Raw genomic sequence first — 14,057 nt, 5'->3', positions numbered from 1 at the left:
TAAATATACTTATGCTCTGTTAAAGAGCCAAAGTTACATTCAAAATCTGATACTACGTTTACTATGGAATTTTTTGCTTTAGGTGAAGGCTCTTATTCGGTTGATGCAACCAAGAAATTTATCCCGTTCAATCCGGAAACCGATAACCCCAAAGATCGCCCGGCTTCGTTGTTCATCCACGTTAACCCTTTCCTTATTAAAACAAAAACCGATTTGATAGTATTGGATACCGGTCTTGGTTTTAAAGATACCCGCGACGAATTAATGCTGCACCAGAACATCCGCAACGCCGGCTTCGATCCTGATGATGTTACTTTGGTGATGATGTCGCACCTGCATTATGACCACTCGGGTGGTTTAGTGGTTGAACGTAATGGTAAATTAGTACCGAGCTTTCCGCAGGCCGAGCACGTGATCAATAAACAGGAATGGGAGTTTGGCATGAGCGGCAAAGGCTCGTCATACCATGTTGAAATATTTGAAGCTTTACAGGCAAGCGCTAAAATCACCTTTATTGAAGGCAGCGGCGAATTTAAGCCAGGCATCAGGTATGAGCATTCGGGCGGTCACTGCCCGGCACACCAGGTGTTTTGGTTTGATATGGAAGGCGAAAAAGTATTTTTTGGCGGCGATGAACTTCCTGAACCAGAGCAACTGCTAAGAAAATTCATAGCCAAATATGATATGGATGGGCGCAAGGCTATGATGCTGCGCGAAGAATACGGTAAAAAAGCCGCCGCCGAAGGATGGAAATGCCTGTTTTACCATTCCAAATCATTTGCCATTGGAACGGTAGAAACAGAAGGTGACCATTTTAAAGTTAAACCTTTTTAATTTTCGGCAGCTACTTCAAAAAGCTCTTTTATTTTTTCAACATTAAGCGGCTTAGAGATAAAATCCTTCACCAACGGGTATGAACGCGCTTTATTTATATCATTGCTAAAAACAGACGATGAAATAATGTAGATTTTGCTTTTGCCCAGCGGGTCGAGGTTGAGGCGCTTATACTCATCCAAAAATTCCCAGCCATTCATGATAGGCATATTAATATCGAGCAAAATATAATCGGGCAGTTTATTTGGGTCTTTACGCTGAATATCTGAGAGTTGCTCAATAGCATACTTTCCGTTCAGGCAGGCCATAATTTCCGTATTCAGTAAAGCTTTCTTGATCAGTTTTATGGAGATGAAGTTATTTATTTCGTCATCATCAACCAGTAATACACTAATGGCTTTATTGTTAATGTTCATATCTATAATTTAAGCGCTCCCTCTTTATACGAGGCTACAATTTAAAAAGTTATATTCCTTTTAGTTGTAAATACTAAAAAATAATATCTCTCACAAATCCAGTTAAATAACCCATTCGGGGCCATTTTATTTTATTTTGAAAAATAAATAAAGTCAGCAAAAAAGGAAATTAAAGGCAAAAACTAACCGTTGAATATTATATTTTAAAAAGTATAATCACGCTCAACCTTACAAATACGTACCGTATAATTTTGATACCACTTTTCGCGCCCCTGCTGCTGGGCAAACAGGTGACGGGCATTAGCTTTCCAGTTTTTAATTGCTTCTTCCGATTGCCAATAAGACACCGTTATCCCGACATTGTTACGGGCCGATTCAACGCCAAGAAAACCTTCCTGCTGCCGGGCCAGCCTCTCCATTTCAACAGCCATATCGCCGTAGCCTTCATCTCCCGGAGTGCGTACCGAAGTAAATATCACCGCGTAATAAGGCGGTTGAGGAGTTGAAGCGATAAGCTCTTCTGAGTCCTCACTAAAGAGAGTAGCATTTGAATTATCTGAACTCATATTTTAATAATTTACATAAAACAAAAACCCCCGCTTTGAGGCGGGGGTTTTAAATTATTCTATCACACTTTCTTCAAACTCATACTCTTCTAACGGAGGGCATGAGCAGATCAGCGTTCTGTCGCCATAAGTGTCATTAACCCTGCCTACCGAAGGCCAGAATTTATTGGCAGCTACGTAAGGCAGCGGGAATGCCGCTTTTTGACGGGTATAAGGGTGCTCCCATTCGTTACCGGTAATTACTGCTACGGTATGAGGTGCATTTTTTAACGGATTGTTTGTTTTGTCGGCAAGGCCATCAACCACATCGGCAATTTCATGACGGATAGAGATCATGGCATCGCAGAAACGGTCAAGCTCATGCTTAGGCTCAGATTCGGTTGGCTCAACCATCACTGTACCCGCAACCGGGAACGATACGGTTGGCGCGTGGAAACCATAATCCATTAAACGTTTGGCGATATCGGTAACCTCGATACCTGCCGATTTAAATGAACGGCAGTCCAGAATCATTTCGTGCGCACAACGGCCATTAGCTCCGGAATATAATACCGGGTAGTGTTCCTGCAGCCTCGCTTTAATGTAGTTGGCATTCAGGATAGCGTAACGGGTTGCATTGGTTAAACCTTCGGCACCCATCATAGCGATGTAAGCATGTGATATAATCAGGATAGAAGCCGAGCCCCATGGCGCTGCAGATACAGCATGGATTGATTTACCTCTATCGATATCAACCACAGCGTGGCCTGGCAAATAAGGCACCAGGTGTTTTGCAACACCGATTGGGCCCATACCCGGACCACCACCACCGTGAGGGATACAGAATGTTTTATGCAGGTTAAGGTGACAAACATCGGCACCAATGTTGGCCGGGCTTGTTAAACCTACCTGTGCGTTCATGTTAGCACCGTCCATATAAACCTGGCCGCCATTTTCATGAATGATCTCGCAAATTTCAATGATGCTTTCTTCAAACACACCGTGTGTTGATGGATAAGTAACCATCAAACATGAAAGCTCGTTTTTGTATTGCTCTGCTTTAGCGCGCATGTCGGCAACGTCGATGTTACCATTATCGTCGCATTTAACTACAACGATCTTCATGCCGGCCATCGCTGCAGAAGCAGGGTTGGTACCGTGGGCAGATGAAGGGATTAAAGCGATGTTACGGTGAGTATCGCCCCTGTCATTATGATAAGCACGGATCACCATTAAACCGGCGTATTCACCCTGTGCACCTGCATTTGGCTGCAAGCTCATGGCCGCGAAACCGGTGATCTCGCTTAACCAGTTATTGATCTCGTCAAATAGCTGCATATATCCGCCAACCTGATCGGTTGGGGCAAACGGGTGAATTTTGCTGAACTCGGCCCAGGTAACCGGAACCATTTCGGTAGTAGCATTCAGCTTCATGGTACATGAACCCAAAGCTATCATGGAGTGGCAAAGCGAAAGATCTTTTGCTTCTAATGATTTGATATAACGCAGCATTTCATGCTCAGACCTGTGGGTATTGAACAAGCTGTGTGTTAAGTAAGCCGAAGTACGCTGAAGCGCTGTAGGAATAACCGTTTCAAGGCTTGCGTTGGCGCCATCGAAATCAACATCATTAATGGTTTTGCCTTTTACTTTGGCAAAGAACCTCACAATGGTTTTGATATCCTCAACCGAAGTTGTTTCGTCGATAGAGATAGTAACTATTGAACCTTCGTAGTTAAGGTTCATTTCGTTATTTAAAGCTTCAGAATGAATTGGGCCTGCAAGGTGGGCTACATCAAACTTAACGGTATCAAAGTATGATTCGTTAAGCTGCTCGTAACCAAGCTGTCCTAAAGTTTTGGCTAATAAAACTGCTAAGCCGTGAATACGTTCAGCAATCAACTTAATACCATCCGGACCATGATATACGGCATACATACCGGCCATGATAGCCAATAATGCCTGAGCGGTACAGATATTTGAAGTAGCTTTATCACGGCGGATGTGCTGCTCGCGGGTTTGCAGGGCCATACGCAGGGCATAGTTATTGGCGCTGTCGATAGTAACACCAATGATGCGGCCTGGGATAGAGCGTTTGTATTCTTCTTTAGTTGCAAAGAAAGCGGCATGCGGGCCACCAAAGCCCATTGGTACGCCGAAACGTTGTGATGAGCCAACTACAATGTCGGCGCCCCATTCGCCCGGAGGCGTTAACAGGGCAAGGCTCATGATATCGGCAACAACGGTTAGTTTAATTCCTTTTTCGTGACCTTTAGCGGCAAAGTCGGCATAGTTATAAACAGCGCCGTCGCCTGCAGGGTATTGTACAATGGCGCCAAACATATCGTCGGTTAACTCAAGGGTACGGTGGTCGCCTATTCTTAGCTCAATGCCATAAGGCTCAGAGCGGGTTTTTAAAATATCTATGGTTTGCGGGAACAGCTCCTCAGAAACGAAGAATACATTGGCGCTGTTGTTTTTACGCAAGGTGTATTGCATAAACATAGCTTCGGCAGCGGCAGTACCCTCGTCAAGCAATGAAGCATTGGCAATTTCCATACCGGTAAGATCAATGATCATGGTTTGGAAATTCAACAAAGCCTGTAAACGGCCCTGTGCAATTTCTGCCTGGTACGGGGTGTATTGGGTATACCATCCCGGATTTTCAAGAATGTTGCGCTGAATAACGCCCGGTACAATTACATCATAGTAACCTTTGCCAATAAACGACTTGAAAACTTTGTTTTTTGAAGCAGTTTGCTTTAAAGTGTTCAGGTAATCAAACTCGCTTTTTGCAGCTGGCAAATTAAGCGGTTGGGTAAGCCTGATCTTTTGCGGTATTGTTTGCCCTATTAATTCATCAAGCGTACTTACGCCGATGGTTTTTAACATTTTGGCCGTGTCGGCCTCGCTTGGAGCAATGTGCCTCGACTGAAACTGCTCCTGATAGGTTGTATTCAACTTCATGAATTAATCGTCCCTCTTAAATTTACCGCAAAGGTACGGTTTTACAAATTGAGTAACAATGAGGTAATATGATATTGACAATGCATTTACAGGAAAAAAATGTAATTTGCCTTATGAATACCCAAACATGACGGGCAGGCGAGTTTTACTTTTTATCACGATTTTTCTTTTCATTCCCGGCAAAAGCCGCAACCAACTCCCGGAAGCCCGTCAAGCATCAGGTAAATATCAGAATTCCCTCCTGCTACAGTTGGTAAGTTAACTCAATATTTCACAAAGCAGTAACAACCTGTTTGGTACTGTAGCGTTATTGCCAACAAAACCGTAACTTACTAACGGACAATATCAACCAATTTATTGCCAATTAATTATAAACTAACATTCATACCCAAATTGCAACCATGAAACAAAGGTTGTTGCTGTTTACGTTATTCCTGGTACTGGCCGGATCGCGCGCTATGGCTGCTGTATTTACTGTAACCAGTAATGCTGATGCCGGACCGGGTACGTTACGTGAGGCCCTCACCCAGGCAGCCGCCAACGGAACGGTTCAGCAGGATGTTATTAATTTTAATATAACTGGCAATCCAACTATAACGCTGTACACGCAGCTTCCGGAAGTTACCTCAAATTTAATTATCGACGGCAGTACGCAACCCGGGCCCAAATTTGGCCGGAGCGACGCCAGGGTTTACATCATACCTGATGTGAGCTATACCTTCCCAGGCACAAAAGCCGCCGCATTTCTCATGACCGAAGTTACCGACGTTAGTATTTATGGCTTATGTGTAAAAGGCTACAGCAGTAAACTCACAAACTTTAACGGCAACCTGCTTTTCACTGCTATATCGGCTTATGATTGTACTAATATCACTATAGGTGCCCCCGATAAAGGCAACGTTTTTTGCGATAATATTTATGGCGTTTACTGCGGTACAAACTCGTTAACCGATTCAAAGAACAACGACAACATAGTTATCCAATCAAACTTTATCGGTTATGACGAGTCGGGAATTAATGTTGTTGAATTGGGCTATGCGCTTGACATTACTGCAGATAACTCGTTGATAGGTGGCGCGTCACCAAAAGAACGAAACTATTTTGCTACCGCTATAGCCCTGAACGGGATCGATAATAAGTTTATTAACAATTCGCTTTCGCTTGATGTAAACGGACAGGACAACCGTGGTAATTCATCTATTTTGTTACGGTTTCAGGGAAGTAACGCACTGATAACTGATAATGATTTTTGCGCTACACAGTTTCAATTTGTTTCAGTAAACGGATTCCTGTTTGTACGGAATAAACAAAGCAGTATACAGGGCAATTCAGGCATGTCCTTATTTAAATGCAATAATGCTTTTATTGGCGATAATAATGACAGCGATATCAATATTTTCAGAAATGATGGCGGCGCGTTTTATGCCGTGCAATCAACCAATATTACTATAGCTAAAAACAGTATCATGTGCAATACTGTACCTTATCTTATTTCGCAAGGCACAGCCATACCTGATATTAATGTACTCATCAGCAATGCCGATGAATTTTCAGGAACAGCATCGCCCGGGGCTGCCGTCTACATTTATAATGATAATACAGATTGCGATGTTTGTAACCCGGTTCAATATATAACTACTATTATTGCCGATGCCAACGGCAAATGGAAGTTTACCGGCGACCTGCACAATAAAAAATTGGTAGCAAACGCTACATTTAACAACAGCTCGTCTGAATATACCCAGCCGGTTATTTCAACTTTAGCAGCTGATTATATTAAGGTTAATCCCACCTGCTTTAAAAATAACGGCTCAATTACCCTGCAAAATTTAAAGAATGTGATTGGGGTTGATTGGTATAACGATCAGGATCACCTGGTACAATCCGGAGGCCCTAAACTGGAGGGCGTAGGTATTGGCACCTATTATGCCAAATGCTATAATGGCAATTGCTTTGCAAAATCTATCCCGATAACATTAACCAGCTCAAATCCCGGGGTTGATGATTCAGGAATACAGAAAGTTAATGCCTCATGCGATGCCGCAAACGGCAGCATCAGCAACTTAAAAATCATAAACACCAATGACGTTGTACCACCATTAAAGTGGACAAACGAAGCAGGCGATGTAATACGTACCACTCTTGACGTGGATAAACTTCCGGGCGGAACCTATACACTTACCATTGATCCTGACGGATGCGCTGTACCATATCATGTTACCATCCTTAACCAGGAGCTTATTCTTGATCCGCCGGTGGTTAAAAATTTTCAACTATGCGGCCCCGGCGAAACCATTATTCCGGTTAGCAACCCAGTGGCAACATCAACCTACAGGCTTTATGATAACGAGACTGATGCTACTCCGCTTGATGAGGAAACCAATGGCAAGTTTAAGGTAAACGTTACCGCTAACAGGAGTTATTACATAAGTCGGTTTAGTAATGCCTGCGAGAGCACCCGTACTAAGATTGATGTAAGTGTAGGCCTGTCCAACCTCAATATTGCCAATGTGATTACCCCAAACAATGATGGCGTAAACGATTACTGGCAGATAGCAGGTATGGAAAACTACCCTTTGGCAACGGTAAAAATATTTAACCGTTACGGGAAAGCCATTTTTGATTCAAAAGGATACAGCCGCCCGTTTAACGGCATGTATAATGGCCAAAAATTGCCTTCGGGCAGTTATTACTACATCATTAACCTTAGTGCGGGTTGCGGCCTGCTATCAGGCAACTTAAGCATTATCCGCTAAGCCAGTTGTCGTAAATACATCTGGATGGTATTTTCCAAACCGTAATACAGGGCATCGCTTACCAGGGCATGACCGATACTTACTTCAAGCAGACCCGGTATATTTTCGGCAAAGTATTTCAGGTTGTGCAAATCAAGATCATGACCGGCATTTAAGCCCAGGCCTGCTTGCTGAGCGGCTTTCGCAGCTTCAACGTAAGGAGCAATAGCCAATTCTTTTCCTTGTGGGAAATGGGTAGCATAACCTTCGGTATACAGTTCTACGCGGTCGGTACCGGTTTTAGCGGCACCTTCAACCATTGCGGGAATAGGGTCAACAAAAATAGATACACGGATACCGGCTTCTTTAAACACCGCTATCATATCTTTTAAATAATGATAATTGGCGATAGTATCCCAGCCGTGGTTTGAAGTGATCTGTCCCAAAACATCGGGCACCAGGGTAACCTGTTCGGGCCTATTGGCCAATACCAGGTCGATAAATTTTTGTTCCTGGCAATTACCTTCGATATTAAACTCGGTAGTAACAATTTTCTTAAGCTCAAACACATCGTTATAACGGATGTGACGCTCATCGGGACGGGGGTGCACGGTGATACCCTGTGCGCCAAAACGTTCACAATCTTTAGCAACCTGTATCAGGTCGGGGTTATTACCACCGCGCGAATTACGCAAAGTGGCTATTTTGTTGATATTGACAGATAGACGGGTCATATTTCAAAGTTAGATATCATTTAGATAAAATGCCCGATATATTTAACTTTAGGTCATGAAGCCTAAACAAATTGCTATTGAGTTATGCATACTCATCGTAATATATCTTGTAGCATGCTTTTGCTGGCCGGTTTTATTTGGAACGCTGTATGGTAATATGGCACTTGATATTAATCTGCACGATACTTATTTTATGATGTCTGCCTCTCCATGGCAAATCCTTGTACTGTCAACTTTTTGCGTTTTAAGTACTTTAACCTATTTAGTACGAGCCATCATTAAACGTTATAAAAACAATTTGGTCAATGTGATATTACTAACAGGCGACTTTCTGCTAATTATTATATTGATAAAAGTATATCGGGTGATTTTACTTTTGGAACAAAGCATAGATGCAAATGCTAAAGGATGGACTATCTATCCTCCCCTTTCAGGACATGACGGAAACGAGTTTCCGAAGATCCCTGTAGAACACCCGCATTTCGACAGCTACATGTTCATTCCCATAGTTATCTTTATGCTGATATTAGTAATCAGCAGTATACTTACCGGTAAAAACTGGAAAACAAACACGTATGAACAAACACCTTCTTAGAATATCTCTATTACTTTTTATTCTACTACCTCTTTGTCGTGATATATCAGCCCAAACTATCTACCGCAAAATAGAAAACTATAAAGTTTACTACGGCTGGGCGCATAACTATCCTCAAGATTGGATGATCCTTCGCCGTTTTGATAATGAAGGGCGCAATTATCTGTTGATGGTAAATCCGCAAACGCTCGAAACCAAAATAAATGAGAGCAGCTTTTACCAGATCAAACCCATGACGATGGAGCAGGCGCGTGAGTTTTTTAAAAGTACGCCCTATCAAAAGGCATTGGCCAAAGCTGAAAAACAATCCATAAATATCCAGGACGCGGGTATTGAAAGCGGCATTCCCAAACAAACAGGCATCAGCCTCACTGCTGATCTTTGCCCCTCTCACCGTCCGCTGGATAAACGCATTTTTACCGATATCTTTACAGAGTTTAAAAAAGTGGAGCGCCCGGTTCCTATAGCACTTTCGGTAACCGGTATCTGGATGCGCCAACACCCGCAGGACCTGGCCTGGCTTAAACAAATGCAGGCGAACCGCGAGATCTATATCACCTGGATCAACCACTCCTTCAATCACCGGGTAAGCCTCAAAGCTCCCCTCAAAGAGAACTTTTTGCTGGAACCCGGCACCGACATCAATTATGAAGTATTGGAAACGGAACAAGCCATGTTACGCAACGGTCTGTTACCCTCGGTATTTTTCCGTTTTCCTGGACTAGTGTCTGACCAGCAACTGGTTTACCAAATCACCAACTTCGGATTGATACCAGTTGGTACCGATGCCTGGCTCGCTAAAGGACAGCAGCCGCAAAACGGCAGTATTGTGCTCATTCACGGCAATGGCAACGAACCTGTTGGCGTGAACGATTTTATTAAGCTGTTGCAATCAAAAACACGATCCATAGCAGGGAAGCAATGGTTGCTGTATGACCTTCGTGAAAGTGTAGATGAAGAGTTTAGCGAAGCTCCTTGATTTCAGTGGCAGTTGCAGCTTGTAGTTGCAGTACTATGCAGCCTTACGAAGTTTTGAAAACTTCGTAAGGCTTTTTAATATGTTATAAACTTTTATCGAGCGCGTCCAACTGCACCCAAACTTTATGATCGTATGATTGCGGTGATGCTTCAAAATAAACTGCGGTTGCATCACTGCCGGGTTTAGTTTTTTTAACGTGGATACGAAAGTTAAGGATTAGCGGATCCTGCGTCATATAATCAGTCATTGCCGCCTTACCTTCAAAAGTCTGAATATCCTTCTCAGCTGTTTTGATATTTCGAAGTTTTACTTTTACGGGTGCAGCAATCACGGTATCAATTTTTGCTTCTTTTAAATTGGCCTTTACCAGGCCTGTATAATAATCGCACATGTATTTTTCAAGTTGTGTTTTGGTAAAAGTGGCCTTTTCGCTAATTATCCATAAAAAAGCATAAGTCCAGTAACCTTCCGATCCCTTTTTTGCCCAGTCAGGTGAAAAGCGAATGTCCTCAGTACCTTTAAAAGGCAAGCTATTTGCAAACTGCGGAGGCAACGAAAAAGTTTCGGTACGCCAATTTTCGGGTTTAGTTAGCGCATATGCCGGTGCGGCTTGCTGGCCATAGCAAGCGCATTTCAATAAAACGATGAACAAACACGTAAAAAACGTTTTGAAATGCATAATAGTTTAGATTTATGATCAAAGTTAAGATAAAGCAACCTGGGTATTTGTTAAAAAGAGTTAAGAGCGCGGGTAAAATAAAAGCCCCATAGCACTCGCTGCATGGGGCTTTAAACCTAAACCTTATCACAAATCCGGGTGTAGATACCCGTTATTGAATTGTAAATATAATATGAATTTTGATAATTGTATCACGTTTGTTACAATTTTTCTCGTTTATATCATATCACATCTATTGTTACGGATTTCTTAGTTTTTTGTTACGATTAGCGAAATATTTGTACTAAAAGTTGCATAAAAGTATAGGCATACAAGCCCGTTATCCGCTTACGTTACGGTAGAAATAAACCAAAAAAGGCACGGTTTTGAAAACCATGCCTTTTATATTAAAATAGCAAAAACCTTTCAGCTTTCGCCTTTAACCTTTCACCTAAATTTAGTAACGGTAGTACTCAGGTTTAAACGGACCTTCAACAGTTACACCGATGTAATCAGCCTGATCCTGGTCAAGTACTTCCAGCTCAACACCAATTTTAGCAAGGTGCAAGCGGGCTACTTTCTCATCAAGATGTTTTGGCAGGGTGTAAACTTTGTTTTCATAAGCGGCACCGTTTGTCCAAAGCTCTAACTGGGCTAAAGTTTGGTTGGTAAACGAATTACTCATTACAAAGCTTGGGTGACCGGTAGCGCAACCTAAGTTAACCAAACGACCTTCGGCTAATACGATAACGTCTTTACCTTCAATGGTATATTTATCAACCTGTGGTTTAATTTCAACTTTAGAATTGCCATAAGCACCATTTAACCAGGCCATGTCAATTTCATTATCAAAGTGACCGATGTTACAAACGATAGCTTTATCTTTCAAAGCACGGAAGTGTTGCTCACGAACGATGTTTTTGTTACCAGTAGCGGTAACCACGATATCAGCTTCGGTAATAGCAGTGCTTAGTTTTTTAACTTCAAAACCTTCCATTGCGGCTTGTAAAGCACAGATAGGGTCAATTTCGGTAACAATAACACGCACGCCAGAGTTACGTAATGAATCTGCCGAACCTTTACCTACGTCGCCATAACCACAAACAACGGCCACTTTACCGGCCATCATTACGTCGGTTGCACGACGGATAGCGTCAACCAATGATTCGCGGCAACCGTATTTGTTATCAAATTTTGATTTGGTAACCGAGTCGTTAACGTTAATTGCCGGCATTGGCAGGGTACCTGCTTTCATGCGCTCATATAAACGGTGTACACCGGTAGTAGTTTCTTCTGATAAACCTTTGATAGCAGCAACCAGCTCAGGGTATTTATCCAATACCATGTTGGTTAAATCGCCACCGTCATCAAGGATCATATTAAGCGGCTGGCGTTCTTCGCCAAAAAATAAAGTTTGTTCAATGCACCAGTCAAACTCTTCAGCATTCATACCTTTCCAGGCATACACAGAAATACCGGCAGCAGCAATAGCAGCAGCAGCGTGATCCTGCGTTGAAAATATATTACATGACGACCAGGTAACTTCGGCGCCAAGTGCAATCAGGGTTTCAATTAAAACAGCGGTTTGGATGGTCATGTGTAAACAACCGGCAATCCTTGCGCCTTTAAGCGGCTGGCTCGGACCGTACTCTTTACGCAAAGCCATTAAGCCAGGCATCTCAGCCTCAGCCAGTTCAATTTCTTTGCGACCCCACTCTGCCAGCGACAGATCTTTTACTTTGTATTTAACGAATGCAGTTTCTACTGATGACATATCGATTTTTATTTTTGAGAGTGCAAAGTTAACTTATATCCTTGTGAAAATGAAATGTTTGGTTTCCCCCTAAAGTATTATCGATTTGGGGGTTGCACCTACGGAGCAAAAATCCGATTGAGTACTTTGAACTATAAACATGGTACTCCCACGGAGTTTTTAGAAAGCCATGCTAACACTCCGTAGGAGTATCGTGTTTGTGGTATTAATATAAACGGCAATTTGGCTCCGTAGGTGCCTCCTCTCTTCATTATCTCATAACCCTACGCCTGTAGCTGCTTTTGCACCTCTGCCTGTTGCATGGTAAGGTTGCCATTGTAAACGCCGCCATTTTCTACGGCCAGGTTCTGTGTTTTGATGTCGCCGGTGATACGGCCGGTAGCTTTTATTTCGAGAGATGAAGTATTGATATCGCCTCTTACCGTACCATAAACAAATATCTCTTTGGTACTTATATTTCCCTTAACCTCGCCTTTTTCGCCCAGGATCAGGCCTTCATCAACGGTTACATCGCCATTAACTACGCCGTCAATGCGCGCAAAAGCCGGGGCTTTTAAATTACCTTCCAATACACTGCCTTCACTAATGAGGGTTGAGATTGCCTGCAGGTCGAGCGCAACCTTCTCTTTTTTAGAAAAAATAGCCATGTTGTTTTTAGTCTTAAGTTCTAAGTAGGTAGTCCTAAGTCATTAGTTCCAAATCTGAAATTCTAAGCTTAAGGTAGTAAATAATCCGCAGCCGACTTAGGGCTCACGACTTAAGACTCAGAACTTCAGACTAAAAAAACCTATTTATTAAGGGTTAAAAAGTTTACAGGATTAACTGGTTTTCCGTTTTTACGTACTTCATAGTGCAGGTGTGTACCAGTTGAATGGCCGGTTGAACCTACTTTGCCAATATTGTCGCCAACGGTAACTTGTTGACCAACCTTTACTTCAATTTTTGAAAGGTGACCGTAAAGCGTTTCCAAATCATTGATATGTTTTATTCTGATGCAATTACCGTAACCGCCGGCCCATCCCGCAAAAACAACTTTGCCGCTGGCAGTACATTTTACTTCGTCACCACGATGGCCCTGAAAATCGATACCCGGATGAAACTCGGCATGTTCCGAATTAAAAGGATCGCTCCGGTAACCAAAAAACGAGGTGAAAGAACTGATCCTCGGGTAACCCATTGGGGTAAATGCAATGGTGCTGGTTAAATGTTTAAGATAATCGTCATACAGGCTGTACGCCTCGGTATCTGGAAGGTTAGCCGCCTCATTATTACCGCTGCCCCCGGTTCCTTTAATGGCGAAGCCTTTAAGGCCTCTTCTCTTCAAATATTCGTTTATTGTTTTAAGCTTTACTTCGATAGATTGAATATATGACTGCGCAGTAACTTTGGTATTTACTACAGGGCCCTGAGCTACCGGAATAGCACCCTTAAGCTTAGCAATTTGTGCCTGTAACTGTAGGTTTTGAGCTTCCTGTTCGGCACTTTTATGATGCAGATAAAACACCAGGCCGCCAAGTACTGCTACAACTGCTGCAATACTCCATGCATAGTGTTTTAACCTGTCAAGATGTTTGGTTTTTATTTGTAAGGATTTAGTTGGTTGCTGGTTTTTGTTGATGATAACAACGGTACTAATATCAGATGTTTTACGCTTCATCAAGTTTAAATAAATTAGGGAATGCAAGTTATAAATTACCGATAATAAAACAATATTAAATGTATGTAAACAGGTTATCAATAGAATAGCCTTGTACGCTAATCGTCAACCAATTGTTATTATTAAGTTTTTATAAACGTAAACCAAGTATCATTTCTTATTT

12 protein-coding genes are annotated in these 14,057 nt (G+C 42.4%); 4 read left to right on the top strand and 8 right to left on the bottom strand.

The features are described 5' to 3' along the window. Window positions 1-63: 63 nt before the first annotated feature. Window positions 64-834: an MBL fold metallo-hydrolase gene (locus DEO27_RS01055; RefSeq protein WP_112572395.1), complete on the top strand. Its 771-nt coding sequence runs from the start codon at window positions 64-66 to the stop codon at window positions 832-834. Here DEO27_RS01055 and DEO27_RS01050 read toward each other — a convergent pair. The 3 genes from DEO27_RS01050 to gcvP form a co-directional block, all read right to left on the bottom strand. Then, complete coding sequence (locus DEO27_RS01050; protein ID WP_091172136.1) at window positions 831-1,250, bottom strand: response regulator; 420 nt, start codon at window positions 1,248-1,250, stop codon at window positions 831-833. The two genes, DEO27_RS01055 and DEO27_RS01050, sit on opposite strands and share 4 nt — an antisense overlap. A 203-nt stretch (window positions 1,251-1,453) precedes the next feature. Beyond that, window positions 1,454-1,816: an antibiotic biosynthesis monooxygenase family protein gene (locus DEO27_RS01045; protein WP_112572397.1), complete on the bottom strand. Its 363-nt coding sequence runs from the start codon at window positions 1,814-1,816 to the stop codon at window positions 1,454-1,456. Between the two features lie 54 nt (window positions 1,817-1,870). Next, on the bottom strand, window positions 1,871-4,762 hold the full coding sequence (gcvP, locus tag DEO27_RS01040) for an aminomethyl-transferring glycine dehydrogenase (protein WP_112572399.1): 2,892 nt from the start codon (window positions 4,760-4,762) through the stop codon (window positions 1,871-1,873). A 401-nt stretch (window positions 4,763-5,163) separates the two neighbouring features. Here gcvP and DEO27_RS01035 point away from each other — a divergent pair, with 401 nt between their 5' ends. Beyond that, on the top strand, window positions 5,164-7,518 hold the full coding sequence (locus DEO27_RS01035; RefSeq protein WP_112572401.1) for a gliding motility-associated C-terminal domain-containing protein: 2,355 nt from the start codon (window positions 5,164-5,166) through the stop codon (window positions 7,516-7,518). Here DEO27_RS01035 and DEO27_RS01030 read toward each other — a convergent pair. Continuing rightward, a complete protein-coding gene (locus DEO27_RS01030; protein WP_112572403.1) occupies window positions 7,515-8,231 on the bottom strand; it encodes a pyridoxine 5'-phosphate synthase in 717 nt (238 codons plus the stop codon). The genes DEO27_RS01035 and DEO27_RS01030 overlap by 4 nt on opposite strands. Window positions 8,232-8,286: 55 nt before the next feature. On the opposite strand from DEO27_RS01030, the gene DEO27_RS01025 reads away from it, so the two are divergent. Together DEO27_RS01025 and DEO27_RS01020 are read left to right on the top strand one after the other, a co-directional pair. Next, window positions 8,287-8,826 carry a hypothetical protein gene (locus DEO27_RS01025; RefSeq protein WP_112572405.1) on the top strand — a complete coding sequence of 180 codons (540 nt, stop codon included), beginning with the start codon at window positions 8,287-8,289 and terminating at the stop codon, window positions 8,824-8,826. Further along, window positions 8,807-9,805 (top strand): polysaccharide deacetylase family protein, encoded by a 999-nt coding sequence (locus tag DEO27_RS01020; protein ID WP_112572407.1) that lies wholly within the window; start codon window positions 8,807-8,809, stop codon window positions 9,803-9,805. Before DEO27_RS01025 ends, DEO27_RS01020 begins: the two co-directional genes overlap by 20 nt. Window positions 9,806-9,887: 82 nt before the next feature. Here the strand turns inward: DEO27_RS01020 and DEO27_RS01015 are convergent, their stop codons facing one another. From DEO27_RS01015 to DEO27_RS01000, 4 genes are all read right to left on the bottom strand, one after another. After that, on the bottom strand, window positions 9,888-10,484 hold the full coding sequence (locus tag DEO27_RS01015; RefSeq protein ID WP_112572409.1) for a hypothetical protein: 597 nt from the start codon (window positions 10,482-10,484) through the stop codon (window positions 9,888-9,890). A 436-nt stretch (window positions 10,485-10,920) separates the two neighbouring features. Then, entirely contained in the window at window positions 10,921-12,237 is a 1,317-nt protein-coding gene (ahcY, locus tag DEO27_RS01010) for an adenosylhomocysteinase (RefSeq protein WP_112572411.1), read from the bottom strand. Between the two features lie 263 nt (window positions 12,238-12,500). Continuing rightward, window positions 12,501-12,884, bottom strand: coding sequence for a polymer-forming cytoskeletal protein (locus DEO27_RS01005; protein WP_112572413.1), 384 nt, complete (start codon window positions 12,882-12,884; stop codon window positions 12,501-12,503). A gap of 140 nt (window positions 12,885-13,024) precedes the next feature. Further along, the gene (locus tag DEO27_RS01000) at window positions 13,025-13,894 is read right to left on the bottom strand and encodes a M23 family metallopeptidase (protein ID WP_112572415.1); all 870 of its coding nucleotides are present in this window, start codon (window positions 13,892-13,894) and stop codon (window positions 13,025-13,027) included. Between the last annotated feature and the right edge of the window lie 163 nt (window positions 13,895-14,057).

Origin of the sequence: Mucilaginibacter rubeus (assembly GCF_003286415.2) — a bacterium.
GTDB lineage: Bacteria > Bacteroidota > Bacteroidia > Sphingobacteriales > Sphingobacteriaceae > Mucilaginibacter > Mucilaginibacter rubeus_A.
This window is presented reverse-complemented; position numbering and strand designations above follow the sequence as displayed.

Excerpts from the sequence above, each read along its gene's own strand:
- DEO27_RS01055 (WP_112572395.1), top strand. The coding sequence starts at position 64 with ATGGAATTTTTTGCTTTAGGTGAAGGCTCTTATTCGGTTGATGCAACC.
- DEO27_RS01050 (WP_091172136.1), bottom strand. The coding sequence starts at position 1,250 with ATGAACATTAACAATAAAGCCATTAGTGTATTACTGGTTGATGATGAC.
- DEO27_RS01045 (WP_112572397.1), bottom strand. The coding sequence starts at position 1,816 with ATGAGTTCAGATAATTCAAATGCTACTCTCTTTAGTGAGGACTCAGAA.
- gcvP (WP_112572399.1), bottom strand. The coding sequence starts at position 4,762 with ATGAAGTTGAATACAACCTATCAGGAGCAGTTTCAGTCGAGGCACATT.
- DEO27_RS01035 (WP_112572401.1), top strand. The coding sequence starts at position 5,164 with ATGAAACAAAGGTTGTTGCTGTTTACGTTATTCCTGGTACTGGCCGGA.
- DEO27_RS01030 (WP_112572403.1), bottom strand. The coding sequence starts at position 8,231 with ATGACCCGTCTATCTGTCAATATCAACAAAATAGCCACTTTGCGTAAT.
- DEO27_RS01025 (WP_112572405.1), top strand. The coding sequence starts at position 8,287 with ATGAAGCCTAAACAAATTGCTATTGAGTTATGCATACTCATCGTAATA.
- DEO27_RS01020 (WP_112572407.1), top strand. The coding sequence starts at position 8,807 with ATGAACAAACACCTTCTTAGAATATCTCTATTACTTTTTATTCTACTA.
- DEO27_RS01015 (WP_112572409.1), bottom strand. The coding sequence starts at position 10,484 with ATGCATTTCAAAACGTTTTTTACGTGTTTGTTCATCGTTTTATTGAAA.
- ahcY (WP_112572411.1), bottom strand. The coding sequence starts at position 12,237 with ATGTCATCAGTAGAAACTGCATTCGTTAAATACAAAGTAAAAGATCTG.
- DEO27_RS01005 (WP_112572413.1), bottom strand. The coding sequence starts at position 12,884 with ATGGCTATTTTTTCTAAAAAAGAGAAGGTTGCGCTCGACCTGCAGGCA.
- DEO27_RS01000 (WP_112572415.1), bottom strand. The coding sequence starts at position 13,894 with ATGAAGCGTAAAACATCTGATATTAGTACCGTTGTTATCATCAACAAA.